The sequence below is a fragment of the Shinella sp. GW821-FHT10F02 genome (assembly GCF_058809275.1).
Genome location: NZ_JBXASL010000003.1, coordinates 672812 through 691435, shown reverse-complemented (window position 1 = coordinate 691435; position 18624 = coordinate 672812). Strand labels below are relative to the sequence as shown.

Here is an 18624-nt window from a genome sequence, read left to right as displayed (position 1 = left end):
GCCGTCCCCATTTGCAGGAGTATAATGGGCGAGAATCATCCGTATCGCAACGAGGAGACACCCTTGCGACCACTCCTGATGGCCCTTGCGGCCTCGCTGCTCGGCCTCACCGCGCCCCTCGGCCACGCCGCCCCCCTGCACGGCATCGCCATGCACGGCGACCCTGCCCTTCCCCCGGACTACAAACATTTCAGTTATGTCAATCCGGACGTGAAGAAGGGTGGCCGCATCGCCTATGGCGTGGTCGGCACCTTCGATAGCCTGAACCCGTTCATTCTCAAGAGCATGCGCACGACGGCGCGCGGCATGTGGGATCCGGAATTCGGCAATCTCGTCTACGAATCGCTGATGGTGCGCTCGCGTGACGAGGCCTTCACCATGTACGGCCTGCTCGCCGAAAGCGTGGAATGGGACGACGACCGGAGCTTCATCGAATTCCACATCAATCCGAAGGCGCGCTGGGCGGATGGTCAGCCGGTCACGCCCGAGGACGTGATCTTTACCTTCGAGCTCATGCGCGACAAGGGCCGCGCGCCCTTCAGCATCCGCCTGAACACGGTAGAAAAGCTGGAAAAAACCGGCGAGCATAGCGTCCGCTTCACCTTCAACGACAAGGGTGACCGCGAGGCGCCCCTGCTGATCGCCTTCTCGCCGATCCTGCCGAAACACGCGATCGACGTGGAGACCTTCGACCGGTCGTCGCTCGCTCTGCCGCTCGGCTCCGGTCCCTACAAGGTAAAGGCTGTCAAACCCGGCGAACGCATCGTCTACGAGCGCGACCCGAACTACTGGGGCAAGGACATCCCCTCGAAGGTCGGCTTCGACAATTACGACGAGATCTCCGTCGAATATTTCCTGCAGGACAATTCGCTGTTCGAGGCCTTCAAGAAAGGCGTGATCGACGTCTATCAGGAAGGCAACCCGACGAAGTGGGCACGCGGCTACGATTTTCCCGCCGTGCAGTCCGGCACGGTCATCAAGGACGCCGTGAAATCGAAGCTTCCGCCGGTCATGTTCGGCTTCGTCTTCAACACACGCAGGCCCGTCTTCCAGAATGCGGAACTGCGCAAGGCGCTCTCGCTCGCCTTCGATTTCGAATGGGTCAACCGCACCCTGTTTGAAAACGCCTACACGCGCACGGAAAGTTTCTGGCAAAACTCCGAGCTGTCGTCGCTCAATGTGCCGATCGATGCGCGCGAGCGCGAGATCATCGGCGAGGCTGCGAGCCGAATCGATCCTGCCGTGCTCGCCGGAACCTACCGCCTGCCGGTAACCGACGGCTCGGGCCGCGACCGCGCGGTGCTCCGCCAGGCGATGGACCATTTCAAGAAGGCGGGTTATTCGATCCAGAACGGCCGCATGGTCGGCGCGTCCGGCGAGCCGCTCGCCTTTGAAATCATGACGCAGAACGCCGACCAGGAGAAGCTCGCGCTCGCCTACCAGCGCTTCCTTGCGGCTCTTGGCGTGCGTGTCAGCCTCCGGACCGTCGACGATTCGCAGTATCAGAGCCGCAGCCAGACCTTCGACTACGATGTGATCATGAAGGCGTTCCTGTCGTCCTTGTCGCCCGGTCTCGAACAGGTGCGGCGTTGGGGAACGGATGCGCGCGATCGCGAGGGCAGCGAGAATTTCGCCGGTGTCGCTGACCCCGACCTCGACCGTGTCATGACCGCAATCCTTTCCGCCCGCTCGGCGGAGGATTTCCGCTCGGCCGTGCGGCTGCAGGACAGGATGCTGCTTTCCGGCAACTATATCGTTCCGCTCTATCACCTCAGCGAGCAATGGATCGCCCGCAACAAGCACATCGGGCGGCCGCAGATGACGCCGCTCTGGGGCTTCCAGCTTCCCGCATGGTGGGACGAGAGGGCGCAATAAAGAGGGTATCCCCAGAATTGGGGTTACCTTGAGGTAAGCAGTTGAAAGCCGTGGCCGGTAAGCTTATCTCGGCGGTAACGTTGAAGTGACGACGCAGTGCCTTGAAAGGATTGCGTCGCAGCCGGAAGCTTCCGGCGTCTCGAAAGGAAACCCGGATGGAAGCGATCACGATCGACGTCGTCTCTGACGTCGTCTGCCCCTGGTGCTACCTCGGCAAGAAGCGGCTCGAACAGGCGATCGAGAACGTCAAGGACGAGCTTGCCGTCGCCGTGACGTTCCGTCCCTACCAACTCAATCCGGACCTGCCGCCCGAAGGCGTCGACCACAAGAAGCACCTCGCCGAAAAGCTCGGCGGGATCGACGCCGTCGACCGCGCGCATCAGATGCTGACGGACCTCGGCCATGCCGCCGGCATCGACTTCGATTTCCCCGCGGTGAAAATCAGCCCGAACACGCTCGATGCCCATCGCCTGCTGCGCTGGGCGATGATCGAAGGTCCGCTCGTGCAGGAGCGCGCGGCGATCGCGCTCTTCAAGGCCTATTTCGAGGAAGGCCGCAATGTCGGCGACCGCGCGGTGCTGCTCGATATCGCTGAGGCCTCCGGCATGGACCGCGCGGTGGTGACCGCCCTATTTTCCGCCGGCGCCGACGTCGATTCCGTCAAGGAAGAGATCGGCATGGCCCGCGACATGGGTGTCACCGGCGTGCCCTGCTTCATCATCGACAACAAATATGCCGTGATGGGCGCCCAGTCTCCCGACGTGCTGGTGAACGCCTTCCGCGAGATCGCGACGATGAAGGCGCAGGAGCGCAACGGCGCGGCGTAAGCCTTACTTTGCCAAGCCGGCAAGCTGCGTCATCACCTGCGCGGCGCCCGTCAGGCGCTTTTCCGGCGTGGGATAGTCGCGCGCGAGGAAGACGCTGTGGTCCGGCCGGATCTTCGCGAGCGTGCCCTGCTTCGCGATGTAGCCGACCAGGGCTGCCGGGTTCGGGAACTGCTTGTTGCGGAACTGCACCACGACACCCTTCGGGCCGGCATCGAGCTTCTCGACATTCGCCGTGCGGCAGAGCGACTTGATGTAGACGATCTTCAGCAGATGCTGCACCTCGATCGGGAGGGGACCGAAACGGTCGATCAGTTCCGCGCCGAAGGCGTCGATATCGCCGAGTTCGTTGATCTCGCCGAGGCGACGATAGAGGCCTAGGCGCAGATGCAGGTCCGGCACGTAATCGTCCGGGATCATGACCGGCGTGCCGACGGAGATCTGCGGCGACCAGCCGCTGTCTGCCACTTCCTCGTCACCCTTGATTTCGGCGACGGCCTCTTCCAGCATCTGCTGGTAGAGCTCGAAGCCGACTTCCTTGATATGGCCGGACTGTTCCTCGCCGAGCAGGTTGCCGGCGCCACGGATATCGAGGTCGTGGCTCGCAAGCTGGAAGCCCGCGCCGAGCGTGTCGAGCGATTGCAGCACCTTGAGGCGGCGTTCCGCCATGCCGGTCAGCGTGCGGTTGACCGGCAGCGTCAGAAGCGCGAAGGCGCGCACCTTCGACCGGCCGACACGGCCGCGCAACTGGTAGAGCTGGGCGAGGCCGAACATGTCGGCGCGATGGATGATCATCGTGTTCGCCGTCGGCACGTCGAGGCCGGATTCAACGATCGTCGTCGAGAGCAGCACGTCGTAGCGGCCCTCGTAGAAGGCGTTCATGATGTCTTCGAGTTCGGTGGCCGGCATCTGGCCATGTGCGACGGCGACCTTCAGCTCTGGCACGTCTTGGCGCAGGAAATCATGGATTTCCGAAAGGTCGCTGAGCCGCGGGCAGACGTAGAAACTCTGGCCACCGCGATAGTGCTCGCGCATCAGGGTCTCGCGGATGACCAAGGGATCGAAGGGCGAGATGAAGGTGCGCACGGCCATGCGGTCGACCGGCGGCGTGGTGATAAGCGAGAGTTCGCGCACGCCCGTCATGGCGAGCTGCAAGGTGCGCGGGATTGGCGTCGCCGAAAGCGTCAGTACATGCACGTCGCTCTTCAGCTCCTTCAACCGCTCCTTGTGCTTCACGCCGAAATGCTGCTCCTCGTCGATGATCAGCAAACCGAGATTGGCGAATTTGATCGACGAGCCAAGCAGCGCATGAGTGCCGACGACGATATCCGTCTTGCCCTCGGTCAGTTCCTTCTTCGTCAGCGCCAGCTCCTTCGAGCCGACGAGGCGGGAGGCCTGCTGCACGCGGATCGGCAGGCCGCGGAAACGGTCCGAAAACGTCTTGAAGTGCTGGCGGGACAGCAGCGTGGTCGGCACGACGACCGCGACCTGCACGCCGTTCATCGCCGCGATGAAGGCGGCGCGCAACGCCACCTCCGTCTTGCCGAAGCCGACGTCGCCGCAGACGAGGCGGTCCATCGGCCGGCCGGCGCCGAGATCCTCGCGCACGGCGTCGATGGCGGACGCCTGGTCGTCGGTCTCGTCATAGGGGAAGCGGGCGGCGAATTCGTCGTAGACGCCCTCGGGCGCCGCCAGCACCGGCGCATGGCGCACGAGGCGCGCGGCGGCGATCTGGATGAGGCCGTTCGCCATGTCGAGCAGGCGTTTTTTCAGCTTGGCCTTGCGCGCCTGCCAGGCAACGCCGCCGAGCTTGTCGAGCATCGCATCGCTGCCCTCGCCGCCATAGCGCGAGAGCAGGTCGATGTTTTCGACCGGCAGAAAGAGCTTTGCCTCGTCCGCATAGACGAGTTCGAGGCAGGCATGCGGCGCGCCGGCCGCCTCGATGGTGCGCAGGCCGACGAAACGGCCGATGCCGTGTTCGGCGTGCACGACGATCGAGCCTTCATCGAGACCGGCGACCTCGGTGATGAAATCCGCGCCGCGCTTGCGCCGCTTCGAGCGCCGCACCATGCGGTCGCCCAGAATGTCCTGCTCGCCGATGACGACGATGTCGCCGGTCTCGAAGCCGCTTTCGAGGCTGAGAACGGCAGACCCTGCCTCGCCCGGCTTCAGCTTGCCGAGATCGGCAAATTTCTCGACCGGCACGACATTGCCGAGCCCGTGTTCGGAAAGCACCTGCAACAGGCGGTCGAGCGAACCTTCCGACCAGCCCGTCACCAGCACCTTCGCGCCGGACGCCCGCTTGTCGGCAATGTGTTTCGTCGCCTGGTCGAAGACGTTGACGCGGGCACCCTCGGCATCCTCGCTGCCCGATGGCCGCGCCCAGCGCATGCCCGGCCGTGCCGCGATGCTCTCGACGTGACGCGCCTCGCCCTCATGTTCGTTGAAGGGCGACAGGCGGATGGCGTTGCGCGCATCTAGTTCCTGCGCGAAGCGCTCGCCATCGAGATAGAGCTGGCCCGGCGGCACCGGCTTGTAGGGCGTCGCCTGCGCCACCTGCCCCTTGCCGGGCGTCGCGGATGCCATGCGGGCATCGTAATAATCCCGCACCAGGCGCGCGCGCTCGATGGCCGATTCCCGCACCGTATGGTCCGTGACGATGCGAAACCCCTGCAGGTAGTCGAAGGCCGTTTCCAGCCCGTCGTAGAACAGCGCCAGCCAGTGCTCCATGCCGGGATAACGCCGGCCTTCGGAGACCGCCTGGTAGAGCGCGTCGTCGCGCGTCGCAGCGCCGAAGGCCGCGAGATAATGCTTGCGAAAATGCGAGATCGTCTCCGGCGTCAGCGTCACCTCGCTCATCGGGTTGAGGCTGAGGCTGCGCGCCTGGCCGGTCGTGCGCTGGCTGGCCGGGTCGAAGGAGCGGATGCTCTCCAGCGTATCGCCGAAGAAATCGAGGCGCAGCGGCTCGCCGCTGCCGGGCACGAAGACGTCGAGAATGCCGCCGCGCACGGCATATTCGCCGACCTCGCGCACCGTCGCGACCCGCTCGAAGCCGTTGCGCTCCAGCCGGGCGGCGACGTCGTCCATGCGGATCTGGTTGCCGGGCTTGGCCGAAAAGGCGAGGCTCTCGATGACGTCGCGCGGCGCCGTCTTCTGCAGCATGGCGTTGACGGTGACGAGCACGATCGCCGGATGCGGCTTCTTCTGGTGGGCGATCAGCGCCGACAGCGCGGACAGTCTTCGCGCTGACACTTCGGCGCTCGGCGAGACGCGGTCATAGGGCAGACAGTCCCAGCCGGGCAGCGTCAGCACAGGAATATCGGGCGCGACGAAGCCGAGCATCTGTTCGAGATCGGGAATGCGCTGGCCATCCGACAGCACGAAGGCGATGGGGCCGGTCTTGCGGGCGAGATCGGCGAGAATCAGCGGCTCGATGCCCGACGGCACGGCGCCGATCGTCAGCGGACGGCCGGCCGCCGCGATGCGTTCTGGGGAAAAACCGGGGATCATGCGCGGTCGTCTTTAAAGAGCGGCGAAAAATCGGGGCGATAGGCGGCGATGCGCGGGAAGAGGCCGTCGCGAAAGGCGTCCGGCACCGGCTTTTCGCCGGTCACCCACTTTACGAGGTCGTTGTCCTCCTCGGCCATGATGCGCTCCAGCTCGTCGAGCTCAGCCTCGTCGAGGGTCTCGATCTCCGCATCGGCGAAGCTGCCGAGCACCAGGTCCATCTCGCGGATGCCGCGATGCCAGCAGCGGAACAGGATGCGCTTGCGGCGCGGGTCGATCTCGGCGCTCGAGCGTGTCGTTCCCGTCATGATCGTCCTGCCTTTTCCAACAACCTCAACCATCCGGCGCTTCTATAGACCGGCAAAAGCCACTTGTCAGCCTTGCCAAAGCGTCCTTCTCCGGCGATTTTGCCGGTCATGCGCCCCGCCCTGCTCGATCCGCTCTTCGCACCCCTCTCCTCGCTTCCCGGCATCGGCCCGAAGCTCGGGGACCTGTTCGCGCGCCTGCTGAACCACGAAAGCATAGAGGATTGCCGGGTCATCGACCTGGTCTTCCACTTTCCGCACTCGATCGTCGACCGGCGCAACCAGCCGGGCATCGCCCATGCGCAGCCGGGCGTCATCGTCACGATCACCGGCCGGGTCGACCGCCACCAGCCGCCGCCGCCCGGCAAATCGAACCAGCCCTACCGCGTGTTCCTGCATGATGAGACCGGGGAACTGGCCCTGACCTTCTTCCGGGTCAAGGGCAACTGGCTGGAGAAGGCGCTGCCGGTGGACGAGACCGTCGTCGTCAGCGGCAAGGTCGACTGGTTCAACGGCCGTGCCTCGATGGTGCATCCAGACTACATGGTCCGGCTCGGCGAGGCGGACAATCTGCCGCTGGTGGAGCCGGTGCATGGGCTGACCGCCGGGCTCACGTCGCGCGTGCTGCGCAAGGTCGTCGAGGCGGCGATCGCGCGGGTGCCCCACCTGCCGGAATGGATCGAGGCGACGCTGTTGCAGCGGCAGGATTTCCCCTCCGCCTTCGATGCCTTCCACCGCCTGCACGACCCGCGCGACGAGACGGACCTCGACCCGCAGGCCCCGGCCCGCCGCCGGCTCGCCTATGACGAGTTCCTGGCGGGCCAGATTTCGCTGGCCCTGGTGCGCCAGCGCTTGCGCAAGGTCGCCGGCCGGCCGGTCGTTGCGACCGGAAAGCTCAGCCGCCCGGTCATCGACGCCCTGCCCTTTTCGCTGACCAACAGCCAGCAGGCGGCGATCGCCGAAGTGCTCAAGGACATGACCGCCGAACAGCGCATGCTGCGACTGCTGCAAGGCGATGTCGGCGCGGGCAAGACGGCGGTGGCGCTTATGGCCATGCTGGCTGCGGTCGAATCCGGCGGACAGGCGGTGCTAATGGCACCGACGGAAATCCTCGCCCGGCAGCATTTTGCCACGCTGTCGCGCATGGCAGCACCGGCGGGCGTCACCATCGATGTCCTGACCGGCCGCACGAAGGGACGCGAGCGCGAAGCCATTCTCGACCGTATAGCCTCCGGCGAAACGCAGATCGTCATCGGCACCCATGCGCTGTTCCAGGACAATGTCGCCTACAAGGACCTCGTGCTCGCCGTCGTCGACGAGCAGCACCGGTTCGGCGTGCATCAGCGCCTGCGGCTGACGGCGAAGGGTATCTCGCCGCATATGCTGGTGATGACGGCAACGCCGATCCCGCGCACGCTGGTGCTGGCCGCCTTCGGCGACATGGACGTCTCGAAGCTTACGGAAAAGCCGGCAGGCCGCAAGCCAATCCAGACCGTCGTGGTGGCGCAGGAGCGCGTTGGCGAAATCGTCGAGCGCCTGCGCGCCGCCCTTGCCGAGGGCAAGAAGGCCTATTGGATCTGCCCGCTGGTAGAGGAATCGGAGGAAAGCGACCTGATGTCCGTCGAGGAGCGGCACGCGACGCTCGCCAGCGTCTTCGGCCCGGCGGCAGGGCTGGTGCACGGGCGGATGAGCGGGCCGGACAAGGATGCCGCCATGCTCGCCTTCAAGAGTGGCGAAACGCGGCTGCTTGTCGCGACGACGGTGGTGGAGGTCGGCGTGGACGTGCCGGATGCATCCATCATGGTGATCGAGCATGCCGAACGATTCGGCCTCGCCCAGCTTCACCAGCTGCGCGGGCGCGTCGGGCGCGGCGAGGAAGCGTCGAGCTGCATCCTGCTCTACAAGGGTCCGCTCAGCGAAAACGGCCGCGCGCGACTGTCCATCCTGCGCGAGACGGAGGACGGTTTTCGCATTGCCGAGGAGGATTTGAAGCTGCGCGGCGAAGGCGAGCTCCTGGGCACCCGGCAATCCGGCACGCCGGGTTTCCTGGTGGCGAGCCTCGAAGCGCATGGCGACCTCCTGGAGATCGCCCGCAAGGACGCCGCCTACATGCTGGAGCGCGATCCGGAGCTGACGGGCGAACGCGGCGAAGCAATACGCACGCTGCTCTATCTCTACCGTCGCGACGAGGCGATCCGGTTCCTGCGCGCAGGGTGACCACAAAATCGTGATTTCGCCGAGACCGGCCGTGAAGGCATACTGGCCGTGCACCAGCGAAGAAGGAGAAATGCCATGAAGACAGTTCTCGTAGTCGCAGCAGCGTTTGGCCTTTCGGCATCCGCCGCCTTTGCGGATTGCGCCTATCACACCAAGGGCTCGGCCGAAGCGGACGTCGACAGGACGATCACGACGGCAAGCGTCAACACCATCGAAAAACAATCCCGCCTGCCGGCAGAAGCCGATGCGCTGATTCTGGAAGACCAGAAAGACGCGACCGCCGCGAAATAAGGTCGTCCATGACCTGTGCGCATGATCGCGCCGGTCAGGAGAATTCGACCAGTGCCAAGGCGAGGCTGCGCGTCAACCAGCTCGCCTTGGCATTCCCGTTGCCTAATGGCCGGCCCCTGGTATCACCTCCGGCGGGATGGGGCAGACATAGGGTTGGCCGTCCGTCTTTTCCGCCCATTCCGCCTTGGCGGCAGCCAGCAATTGCGGCGACGTCATCAATGAAAATCCGGTCGTGGCGATCACCTTGGCGGCATGCGCCATCGCCTTGTGGGCGGCCGGGCTCTTGCCCTGCGCGACCACCTGCCAGGTATGCGGGTTGGTGCCGATCGCCCAGGCGGGCGTCCAGCACTGGGCTGTCGGCGTCACCCAGCTGACGTCGCCGACATCGGTCGAGCCGGCGCGGAAATGCGACTGGCCTTCGAATTCCCGTAGGCCGAGATGCAGCGGTGTCGAACCATCGATCTTCGCATTGGAAAAGACGTCGCCCTTGATCTGGTAGAGGCGAAGGCTGCTCCGGATCGCCTCGTCCGTGAAAGTCTGCTGGATCGAGCGCGCGAAGGAAAGGTCGGCTTCGTCGAACGCGATCGGGCCGAGCGCCACCATGTTCTCGTGCATGGCGGTTTCCAGCGTGATGTTGGGCAGGAGATTGGTGGATGCCGTATCGAAGACGGTCTCCACCCGGGTTTCCGTCATCATGGCAGCCCCCTGCGCCACCTTCCCGACCCGCGCCGCAAGGTCGAGCGCCTGGCGCATTTCCGGCGCGCGGATGAGATACAGCACCTCCGCCTGTGCCTGCACGACATTCGCCGCCCGCCCGCCGGTATCGGTGATGGCATAGTGCACGCGGCAATCCTGCGGCATGTGTTCGCGCAGGAAATTGACGCCGACATTCATCAACTCGACGGCATCGAGCGCGGAGCGGCCGAGATGCGCGGCGTTTGCGGCATGGGCGGCGATGCCCTTGAAACGATAGTAATATTCGAGCACGGCGAGATTGTTGGTCGAGCGAACGCCGTTGAAGGGTGCGGGATGCCAGGTCAACGCCGCATCGACATCCGCAAACAGCCCTGCCCGCACCATGAAGGTCTTGCCGGAACCGCCCTCCTCGCCGGGGCAGCCATAGTAGCGCACCGTGCCCGGCAGGCCGCCGTCCTTCAGGTGCCGCGCGAGCGCAATGGCCGCCATGAGCGAACCCACGCCAAGCAGATTGTGGCCGCAGCCATGGCCCGTGCCGCCCGAGGCAAGCGGCCGCGGCTCGGCGAGGCCCGCAGCCTGGCTCATCCCGGCCAGCGCATCGAACTCGCCGAGAAACGCGATGACGGGCTTGCCGCTGCCGAACTCCCCGATGAACGCCGTGTCCATGCCCGCCACGCCGCGCCGCACGGCAAAGCCGTTGTCTTCGAGTGCCTTCGCCAGCAGAGCCGAAGAGCGCCGCTCCTCGAATTTCAGCTCGGCATGATCCCAGATGCTGTCGCTCAACGCCGCGAAATCCGGCCTCATGCTGTCGATTGCCGCGGCAATCTTCGTCAGGGCGTCGCTGTCCATGGCATGTCCTCGTTTATGCTTGCAGGCCCTCGAAGGGCACAGAAATCCTGCCGGCGTCGTGTCGCCGGGGTCGATGTTGATCGATGATGGAAAAGCCGCGCCGGGGTCCGCTGCCGGCGCGGCGTTGGTCCTCAGTCCTCGACGGACACTTCCCAGAGGCGCGTGTTCGACTGCCAGACCGGCTGGCCCTTCAGCTTCTTCGTGGCGCCCCAGACGTCGACCATGTCATAGAGGAAGATGCCGGGCATTTCCTTGAGCATCAGTTCATGAAACTCGTCGAAGATCTTCTGGCGCTTGGCAGAATCGGCTTCGACATAGGCGGCCTTCATCAGCTCGACGGCCTTGGGATCGTCCCACATCAGCGAGGCGTTCTTGTCCTTGTCACCGACATAGAAGGCGTACATCAGCGCCGGGTCGAGGCGCGGCGCGACCGACTGCGAGATCACCTGGTAATTGCCGGAACGGCGGCGGTCGACCTGCGTCGCATAGTCGAGCACCTCGATCTCCACGTTGAGACCGATCTGCTGCATCATCGCCTGCGCCATGACGGCGACCGGGAAGCTCGGCACGTTGCCGCGCTTGTTGGCGATGATCGAGATCGGCTCGCCATTATAGCCCGCATCCGCCAGTTCCTTCTTGGCGGCTTCGAGGTCGTAGGGCAGACGCTTCTTCTGGGTCTCGTCGAAATAGACGGAGTCCTGCGAGACCATCGAACCGTTCGCCTCGCCGGTGCCGTTGGAGGCGGCCGCGACGAGTTCGTCGAGATCGAGCGCCATCGCCATGGCGCGGCGCACGCCGGGCTTGCTCAGCACCTTGTCGCGGGTCTGGATGTAGAACAGGTTCTTGCCGTTGTTGCGCGAGACGATGAGCTGCGTCTTGTCGCTGGACTTGAATTCCGGAATGAGGTCCGGCGAAATTTCAGCCGTGTCGAGCACGCCCGACTGAAGGCCCGCCTTCACCGTCGAGGCGTCCGGGATGACCATGAACTTGATGCCGTCGGCGAGCGGCCGCTTGGAGCCGACCATGCCATCCGGCTTTCCATCATTCTCCGGCGACACGTAATCCGCGAACTTGGCGAGGTGGATGTATTCGCCCTTCTTCCACTCGTCCCACTGGAACGGGCCGGTGCCGATCGGCTTGTCGAAGCTGCCGTCGGCGGCAAGCGAATCGGGCGAGATCATGCCGGTATAGCCGCATTCAGGGCGCGACATCAGGCCGAGGAAAACGGCCGAGGGTTTGGCGAGCGTGATCGCGACCGTCGACGCATCCACCGCCTTGACGCCGGTGACGGCGGCGGCACCCCCTTCGGCGAAATCCGACAGGCAGGTCCATTTCGTTTCCGGCTTGAGGTAGCGCGTCCAGTTCCACACGACATCGTCCGCCGTCAACGGCTTGCCATTGTGGAACTTGACGTCGGTGCGCAGCTTGAACGTATAGGTGAGGCCGTCGGCCGAGGTCTCGAAGCTCTTGGCGAGCAGCGGCTTGACTTCGCCGCTGTTGTTGTACCCGACAAGTCCCTCGACGATGTGCAGGATCACGCCGTCGGTGTTGCCGTCGCGGTTGACGCCGGGATTGTTGCTGCGCAGGTCGGAGCTCTGCGCGACGGTGATGTCGCGCGCGGCGGCGGCATGGGCCAAGGCAAGCAGGGCGGTGCCTGCCAGAAGAAGCGTTTTCATTGTTCTACCCTCTTTTCTCTTGTTGATCATTGGGGCTGGAACTCGTCCCAGCAGGCGCGCGAGAGCCTGCCGATGGTTTCCAGCGATAGCGTGTAGCCCGGCGTGCCGTCGGGCATGGCCTGCGGCACTTCGTCGGTGAAGGCGCAGAGGATGTAGAAGGGGTTTGCGTCGCGGTAGACAATGCCGCAGTTCATGCGGCCGCGCTTGCCCGTGCCGCCCTTGTGCGCCACGACTGCGCCGAAAGGCAGCCTGGAGGGGATCGCGTAGCGCAGGATCTGGTTCTTCAGGGTTTGCAGCGCAAAGGCACAGAGCACCTGCGAACATCCAAGCACGCGCGCACTTTCCTCAGAAGTCTGCGCATCGAGGATCGCCTGCAGCAGGAACGCCTGATCGCGCGCCGTCGTGGTGGTAACGGAGGTCAGCGTGTGATCCGGCGAGAGCGCAAGCGGCGGAATGAGGAAGCGGTGGTGCGTGCCGACCATGCCGATCGCCTTGCAATAGCCGTCGACCTCTTCCAGCGTCAGCCGCTCGAACACCATCTTGGTGCAGACATTGTCGCTCAGCACCATCATGCCGGTGATCGCATCGCGCAGCGAAATGACGATGCCGGGCGTGAGGTAGCGGAACATGCCGCTCGCCACCTCCTCGGCATAGCGCGCCTCGTAGGTGATCTTTTCGTCGAGATCGAGCCGGCCGTCCTCGGCCGCCTTCAGCGCCGCCATCATGATCGACGTCTTGCGGGTGCTGGCGGACGGCGTCTCCTCGTCGGCACCGCGCTCATAGGTCTCGCCCGTCAGGAGGTTGCGCGCCAGGAAGCGCGTCACGAAGGGCTGGGCGTCGCAAATGGCGGTGAGCCGTTCGGCCGCGCCTCCAGAATTCATCAGCCTGTCCACGTCAGTTCTCCAGGCGCCATTTGAGGGACACGCCGCCCCGCGCGTTTTGGTCGAGGGCGGGAATGGCCGAGAGGAGACGGCGCGTATAGGCCTCCTTCGGGTTGTCGAAAATCGTGTCGCGGTCGCCCTCTTCGATGATGCGGCCGTCCTGCATGACGACGACGCGGTCGGCAACCTGCTCGACGACGCCGAGATCGTGGCTGATGAACAGGCACGAGAAGCCGTAGTGTTTCTGCAGGTCGGAAAAGAGCGCGAGCACCTGCGCCCGCACCGTCACATCGAGCGCGGAGACCGGCTCGTCGGCGATCAGGAAACGCGGCCGGCGCGCGATGGCGCGGGCGATCGCCACGCGCTGGCGCTGGCCGCCGGAGAGTTCATGCGGGTAGCGGCTGGCATAATCGGCGTTGAGGCCGACCTCCTCCAGCGTTTCCAGCGCGCGTTTGCGTTTTGCGGCTGCATCGAGGCCGGGCACCAGCCTTAACGCCTCCTCGACCAGCGCCAGGATCGTCATGCGCGGATCGAGCGAGGAATAGGGATCCTGGAACACCATCTGGCAATTCAGGCGGTAATCCTGCCAGTCCTCATCGCGCGAGCGTCCCTGGAACTGAATGCGGCCGCCGCTTTCCTTCACCAGGCCGGCAATGGTGCGGCCAAGCGTGGTCTTGCCGGAACCCGATCCGCCGACCAGCGCGACGACCTCACCCTCATGGATATCGATGCTGACGCCATGCAGCGCCCGTTTGGCCGCCGCTTTCTTCAACAGCGATTTACGGCCGGCATAATCGACGACGATGTCGCGGGCCGAGACCATCGGTGCCTTCGCCGTGTCGATCGACCGCGGCTCGCCGCGGAACGGCAGCGAGGAGAGAAGTTTTTTCGTATAGGGATGCTGCGGGGCCTCCAGCAGGTCTTCGGTGCGGCCCTGCTCGACGATCGCGCCCTTCTCCATCACGACGATGCGGCTCGTGTAACGCGCCACCATCGGCAGGTCGTGGCTGATCAGCAGGACGGCGGTGCCTTCGGCCCGCGTCAGTTCCACCATCAGTTCCATGACGTCGCGCTGGATGACTGCATCGAGTGCCGTCGTCGGCTCGTCCGCGATCAACAAGGCGGGCTTCAGCAGCATGACCGAGGCCAGCATGATGCGCTGGCGCATGCCGCCGGAAAACTCGTGCGGATAGCAGGCGAGCGCGCCTTCCGGATCGCGGATGCCGACCCGGCGCAGCATGTCGAGGATGCGCGCACGACGCTCGTCCGGCGACAGTTTCGTGTGGAGGATCAGGCCCTCCTCAAGCTGGCGGCCGATGGTCATAGACGGGTTGAGCGACGTCATCGGCTCCTGGAAAACGACGCCGACCTCCGCTCCGCGCAGGCGCCGCAGGTCTCTGTCCTTCATCGTCAGCACGTCGCGGCCCTTGTATCGGACCGCTCCGCCGACGACCTTGATGGCCGGAGGCAGCAGCGAGATGATCGCGCGCGTCGCGAGCGTCTTGCCCGATCCGCTTTCACCGACGATGCCGAAGATTTCGCCGGCGGCGATGTCGAAGGAGATGTCGTTGACCACCTTGTGGTTGGACCGGGCGACCTCCAGCGTGAGGCCGCGAACCGTCAGAAGCGTGTCCACCGTCATTTCAGACCTCTCATGCGCGGGTCGAGCCTGTCGCGAAGGGCATCGCCCAGAAGATTGATGCCGAGCAGCGTCAGCGCGATGCAGAGGCCGGGAAACAGGCCGAGCCAGACGGCTTGCTCGATGAACGGCCGGCCGGCGGCCAGCATGTTGCCCCAGGTGGGTGCTGGTGGCGGCACGCCGAGGCCGAGGAAGGAGAGCGCGCTTTCCGACAGGATCGCCCAGCCGAACATCGAGGTGGCAAGCACGGTGATCGGCGCCAGGCAATTCGGCAGGATGTGGCGGAACATGGTGAAGAGCTCGCCATTGCCCATCACCCGCGAGGCCTCGACGAATTCGCGTTCGCGCAACGACAGCACGGCGCCGCGTACCACGCGGGCCATGGAGGGCGTGTAAGCAATGCCGAGCGCGAAAATGATGCCGTACTGGTTGGCGCCGAAGACGGCGAGCAGGCCGAGCGCCAGCAGAATGCCCGGGAAGGCCAGCAGCGCATTGTTGACCGCCATGATGACGCCATCCACCCAGCCGCGGGCATAGCCGCTGACGAGGCCGATGAGCGTGCCGCAGATCGTCGCGAAACCGACGGTCAAGACGCCGATCCACACGCTGGCGCGGGCACCGATCATCAGGCGGCTGAGCACGTCGCGGCCGAATTCGTCGGTGCCGAGCAGGTGCGCGTCGCTCGGTGCGGCAAGCCTTGCCGTGAAGGACAGCTTCATCGGATCGAACGGCGTCCAGACGAGGCCGATGGCGGCGGTGATGAGCAGGATGGCGATCAGCGTGCCGCCGATGAGCCCGTTGAGAGAGACCTTTTTCATTCGGCAACAACCCGCGGATCAAAGAGGGGATACAGCAGGTCGACGACGAGGTTGACGAGCACGTAGGACAGCGACACGAACAGCAGGCAGCCCTGGATGACCGGGTAATCGCGGGCAAAGATGCTATCGACCATCAGCCGGCCGAGGCCCGGAATGGTGAACACCGTCTCGATGACAGCGATGCCGCCGAGGAGGTTGCCGAGGATCAGGCCGATCATCGTCCAGGTCGGGCCGAAGGCGTTCTTGAACGCATGCCGCCACAACACCGCGCTTTCCGAAAGGCCCTTGGCACGGGCATGGGTAATGTAGTCGAGGCGCAGCACTTCCAGCGTCGAGGCGCGCGCCATGCGGATGAGCACGCCCATTTCGTGGATGACGAGCGTCATCACCGGCAGCACGAGATAAAGCAGGCCGCCGACGACGTTGTCGCCGATCGAGACATAACCGAGCACCGGCAGCCAGCCGAGCTTGAGGCCGAAGAACAGCAGCAGAAGAAGACCGAGCCAGAAGGTCGGGATCGACAGAAGCACGGTCGCGGTGCCGACCAGCGCCAGGTCCGTCAAACTGTTCTGGCGCCAGGCGGCGATCACGCCGGCCGGCACGGCGATGAGGCTCGCGAGCAGCACGGCGACCACAACGATCTCGGCGCTGACCAGGAAGCGCGAGACCACCAGCGGCAGCACCGCCTCGTCGTTGACGATCGACCGGCCGAAATCACCATGCAGGACGTTGCCGGCCCAGATCAGGAACTGCTGCGGCATCGACTTGTCGAGGCCGAGCTCGACGCGCATGGCCGCGATCTGGTCGGGCTGCGCCATATCGCCCAGCATGAGGGCGGCGGGATCACCGGGAATGAAGCGGATCAGCGCGAAGACCGTGATCGACACGAGCACGATCGTCGGAAGCGCCATCACGAGGCGATTGAGGATAAAACGTAACATGGGTTCCCCACGATTGGCGGCCGGACTTGCATCCGCCGTCATCGGTTTCGTTGCGCAAGACTATGAGGGAATGAGCAAAGACGCGCAATATTATGCGTTTTCGTCATATGTTTATGCAGACTTCGGAAGGAATACCGGCGGGAAAAACGCCGGTTCCCGAAGCTCATGCGATTGATTTCACTCGCCTCTTTGGGAGAGCTGGATCTGTCTCTTCAAGGCGTCGCTCAGCCCTTGGGCCGCGATGGACAGCGGCACGCCGTCCGCACGCGCCAGGCCGAATTCCTGCGTCGCCGTCGGTATGAAGGGGCGCTGCACGAGGTTCAGGTGCCGGTAGAGATTCGCATAGAAGCTGCTGATGATCGTGATGCCCAGCCCGTGCGCGACGTAGGAGCAGGCCGAGCTGTTGGTATGGGTCTCGATCTTCACCATCTGCTTCACCCCTGCCCGCTTGAAGGCTTGGTCGAGCGCCATGCGGTTCGGCCTCTGCTTGCCGATCAGGATCAGCGGCACGTTCTTCAGATGCTTGATGGTGATTTCGTCGAGCTCTGCGAGCGGATGGTCCTTCGGAAGGACGCAGACGCTCTGGCCGCTCGCCACCTTGTCGACGACGATGCCCGGCCCCGTCTCGCCCTCCATGCGCAGGAAGCCGAGGTCGATAACCCGGTCGCCGACCAGCTTGCTGATCAGCGTTGTCGTCTCGAAGAAGGTCTCGATGCGCACGCCCGGAAAATCGCGCACATAGTCGATCAGCATGGCGGGCGCAAAGTTCTCCCACATGCTGCTCGGCAGCGCGATGCGGACGATTTCCGGGCCGGAGGCCCCGCTGCGCAGGTCTTCGGCGTGGCCGGACATGCGCTCGACGGCAAGCAACACGTTTTCGGCGTCGCGGCCAAGCACCACCGCCTCAGGCGTCGGGATCAGCCGCCCCTTGTCGCGGGCAAAAAGCGTGATGGCGAGATCGCTTTCGAGCTGTTGCAGCATCCGGCTCACGCCCGACTGGCTGAGGCCCATGGCCTTGGCGGTCGCAATCGTCGAGCCGGTCGCGAGCAGCGTGCGCAGGACTTCGAGCAAGCGGATGTTCATGGCAACGGCACCTTCGGCTTATGCATGGTCAGGCCGCCCAGCCGGCAATGTTTTGCAGGAAAAGGCCAGCCGTCTTGGGCAGCGGGTGTTTTTCGCCGCTGATAAGGCAATAGGTGACCGGCAGCTCCGGCTCAAGGTCGATGAAGCGCAGCGGCAGGTTGGCAAATTCCCGGGCGATCAGATCACCGACCAGCGCAATGCCGAGCCCTTCCGCGGCCAGCGCACAGGCACTCGCCACCGAATGGGCCTCCAGAAGCGGCCGCTGCCGAAGGCCATGCTGGTAGAACAGCGCTTCGAGCTGGTGGCGAACCGGTCGTTCCCGGTTGAGCACAATGAGATCCTGCCCCTTCAGATCCGCAATCGAAAGCGACGCGCGATCGGCAAAGGGATGATCCGTATGGAGCGCGCAGACGACGCGGGACGGCAGGAGCCTCTCCTGCCGCAAGGCGGGGGTTGCAAACGGCAGGCGTGCAAAGCCGATATCCGCTTCGCCATCGGCGACCATGCGTTCGATCGCCAGATAGCTTCCCGACGCGATCTCCACCCGCATCGGCCCATTGGCCGACAGGAAGGCGCGGATCATCTTCGGCACTGCCGTCGAGGACAGGCTGGCCGGAAAGGCGAGCCGCAGCAGCATGTCGCGCGAGCGGCCGTTTTCCAGCTCGATCGCCGCGGTCTTCAGCGCGCGCAGCCGGTCTGAAATGGCACGGATCTCAGGCCCAAGCTGCAAGCCTTCGCGCGTCGGCGACAGGCGGTTCTTGTCGCGGTCGAACAGGCGCACGCCGAGATAGTCTTCGAGCTGCTGGAGGAGGCGGCTGGCATTGGACTGCGAAATGCCGATCTCGGCCGCCGCCGCAATGGTCGAGCCGGTCGCGGCAATGGCGTCATAGGCTTCGATATGCTTCAGGCTGATCGCCGCATTCTCCGCTTTCGCCATGAAGACCCCCATTCCTCGGTAGACCTACCGCAAAACCGCATAAGATTGTGGCTTGCCGAAAAGTCGAACACTTTCGCCCGCGAAC

At 64.7% G+C, this 18624-nt stretch carries 14 protein-coding genes; 4 read left to right on the top strand and 10 right to left on the bottom strand.

All coding sequences use genetic code 11. The annotated features are described in order from the left end of the window. Positions 1–78: 78 nt before the first annotated feature. Both AC1RWL_RS12970 and AC1RWL_RS12965 read left to right on the top strand, forming a co-directional pair. A complete protein-coding gene (locus AC1RWL_RS12970; RefSeq protein ID WP_493094940.1) occupies positions 79–1875 on the top strand; it encodes an extracellular solute-binding protein in 1797 nt (598 codons plus the stop codon). A 155-nt stretch (positions 1876–2030) separates the two neighbouring features. Next, complete coding sequence (locus tag AC1RWL_RS12965) at positions 2031–2702, top strand: DsbA family oxidoreductase (protein ID WP_435268486.1); 672 nt, start codon at positions 2031–2033, stop codon at positions 2700–2702. A gap of 3 nt (positions 2703–2705) precedes the next feature. On the opposite strand, the gene mfd is transcribed toward AC1RWL_RS12965, so the two are convergent. Together mfd and AC1RWL_RS12955 are read right to left on the bottom strand one after the other, a co-directional pair. Continuing rightward, entirely contained in the window at positions 2706–6209 is a 3504-nt protein-coding gene (gene mfd, locus AC1RWL_RS12960) for a transcription-repair coupling factor (protein WP_493094500.1), read from the bottom strand. After that, the gene (locus AC1RWL_RS12955) at positions 6206–6514 is read right to left on the bottom strand and encodes an FAD assembly factor SdhE (RefSeq protein ID WP_256115936.1); all 309 of its coding nucleotides are present in this window, start codon (positions 6512–6514) and stop codon (positions 6206–6208) included. Before AC1RWL_RS12955 ends, mfd begins: the two co-directional genes overlap by 4 nt. Positions 6515–6622: 108 nt before the next feature. On the opposite strand from AC1RWL_RS12955, the gene recG reads away from it, so the two are divergent. After that, positions 6623–8728, top strand: a complete 2106-nt coding sequence (gene recG / locus AC1RWL_RS12950) for an ATP-dependent DNA helicase RecG (protein ID WP_493094501.1) — start codon at positions 6623–6625, stop codon at positions 8726–8728. A 75-nt stretch (positions 8729–8803) separates the two neighbouring features. After that, a complete protein-coding gene (locus AC1RWL_RS12945) occupies positions 8804–9019 on the top strand; it encodes a hypothetical protein (RefSeq protein WP_493094502.1) in 216 nt (71 codons plus the stop codon). 102 nt (positions 9020–9121) lie between these two features. Here the strand turns inward: AC1RWL_RS12945 and AC1RWL_RS12940 are convergent, their stop codons facing one another. The 8 genes from AC1RWL_RS12940 to AC1RWL_RS12905 form a co-directional block, all read right to left on the bottom strand. Then, on the bottom strand, positions 9122–10564 hold the full coding sequence (locus tag AC1RWL_RS12940; protein WP_493094503.1) for a M20 family metallopeptidase: 1443 nt from the start codon (positions 10562–10564) through the stop codon (positions 9122–9124). A 131-nt stretch (positions 10565–10695) separates the two neighbouring features. After that, positions 10696–12240 (bottom strand): ABC transporter substrate-binding protein, encoded by a 1545-nt coding sequence (locus AC1RWL_RS12935; RefSeq protein ID WP_493094504.1) that lies wholly within the window; start codon positions 12238–12240, stop codon positions 10696–10698. 26 nt (positions 12241–12266) lie between these two features. Further along, positions 12267–13121, bottom strand: a complete 855-nt coding sequence (locus AC1RWL_RS12930) for a serine hydrolase (protein ID WP_493094505.1) — start codon at positions 13119–13121, stop codon at positions 12267–12269. Between the two features lie 13 nt (positions 13122–13134). After that, complete coding sequence (locus AC1RWL_RS12925; RefSeq protein ID WP_493094506.1) at positions 13135–14763, bottom strand: ABC transporter ATP-binding protein; 1629 nt, start codon at positions 14761–14763, stop codon at positions 13135–13137. Beyond that, the gene (locus AC1RWL_RS12920) at positions 14760–15578 is read right to left on the bottom strand and encodes an ABC transporter permease (protein WP_256115943.1); all 819 of its coding nucleotides are present in this window, start codon (positions 15576–15578) and stop codon (positions 14760–14762) included. The genes AC1RWL_RS12925 and AC1RWL_RS12920 overlap by 4 nt, the downstream gene beginning before the upstream one ends. Further along, positions 15575–16519 (bottom strand): ABC transporter permease, encoded by a 945-nt coding sequence (locus tag AC1RWL_RS12915; protein WP_439628405.1) that lies wholly within the window; start codon positions 16517–16519, stop codon positions 15575–15577. The genes AC1RWL_RS12920 and AC1RWL_RS12915 overlap by 4 nt, the downstream gene beginning before the upstream one ends. Before the next feature lie 177 nt (positions 16520–16696). Next, entirely contained in the window at positions 16697–17602 is a 906-nt protein-coding gene (locus tag AC1RWL_RS12910) for a LysR family transcriptional regulator (protein WP_256115945.1), read from the bottom strand. A gap of 28 nt (positions 17603–17630) precedes the next feature. Beyond that, the gene (locus tag AC1RWL_RS12905; protein WP_493094507.1) at positions 17631–18539 is read right to left on the bottom strand and encodes a LysR family transcriptional regulator; all 909 of its coding nucleotides are present in this window, start codon (positions 18537–18539) and stop codon (positions 17631–17633) included. Between the last annotated feature and the right edge of the window lie 85 nt (positions 18540–18624).

Coding starts and splice junctions, on each gene's coding strand:
- AC1RWL_RS12965 (WP_435268486.1), top strand. CDS start 2,031: ATGGAAGCGATCACGATCGACGTCGTCTCTGACGTCGTCTGCCCCTGG.
- AC1RWL_RS12905 (WP_493094507.1), bottom strand. CDS start 18,539: ATGGCGAAAGCGGAGAATGCGGCGATCAGCCTGAAGCATATCGAAGCC.
- AC1RWL_RS12910 (WP_256115945.1), bottom strand. CDS start 17,602: ATGAACATCCGCTTGCTCGAAGTCCTGCGCACGCTGCTCGCGACCGGC.
- recG (WP_493094501.1), top strand. CDS start 6,623: ATGCGCCCCGCCCTGCTCGATCCGCTCTTCGCACCCCTCTCCTCGCTT.
- AC1RWL_RS12940 (WP_493094503.1), bottom strand. CDS start 10,564: ATGGACAGCGACGCCCTGACGAAGATTGCCGCGGCAATCGACAGCATG.
- AC1RWL_RS12970 (WP_493094940.1), top strand. CDS start 79: ATGGCCCTTGCGGCCTCGCTGCTCGGCCTCACCGCGCCCCTCGGCCAC.
- AC1RWL_RS12925 (WP_493094506.1), bottom strand. CDS start 14,763: ATGACGGTGGACACGCTTCTGACGGTTCGCGGCCTCACGCTGGAGGTC.
- AC1RWL_RS12915 (WP_439628405.1), bottom strand. CDS start 16,519: ATGTTACGTTTTATCCTCAATCGCCTCGTGATGGCGCTTCCGACGATC.
- AC1RWL_RS12935 (WP_493094504.1), bottom strand. CDS start 12,240: ATGAAAACGCTTCTTCTGGCAGGCACCGCCCTGCTTGCCTTGGCCCAT.
- mfd (WP_493094500.1), bottom strand. CDS start 6,209: ATGATCCCCGGTTTTTCCCCAGAACGCATCGCGGCGGCCGGCCGTCCG.
- AC1RWL_RS12955 (WP_256115936.1), bottom strand. CDS start 6,514: ATGACGGGAACGACACGCTCGAGCGCCGAGATCGACCCGCGCCGCAAG.
- AC1RWL_RS12945 (WP_493094502.1), top strand. CDS start 8,804: ATGAAGACAGTTCTCGTAGTCGCAGCAGCGTTTGGCCTTTCGGCATCC.
- AC1RWL_RS12920 (WP_256115943.1), bottom strand. CDS start 15,578: ATGAAAAAGGTCTCTCTCAACGGGCTCATCGGCGGCACGCTGATCGCC.
- AC1RWL_RS12930 (WP_493094505.1), bottom strand. CDS start 13,121: ATGAATTCTGGAGGCGCGGCCGAACGGCTCACCGCCATTTGCGACGCC.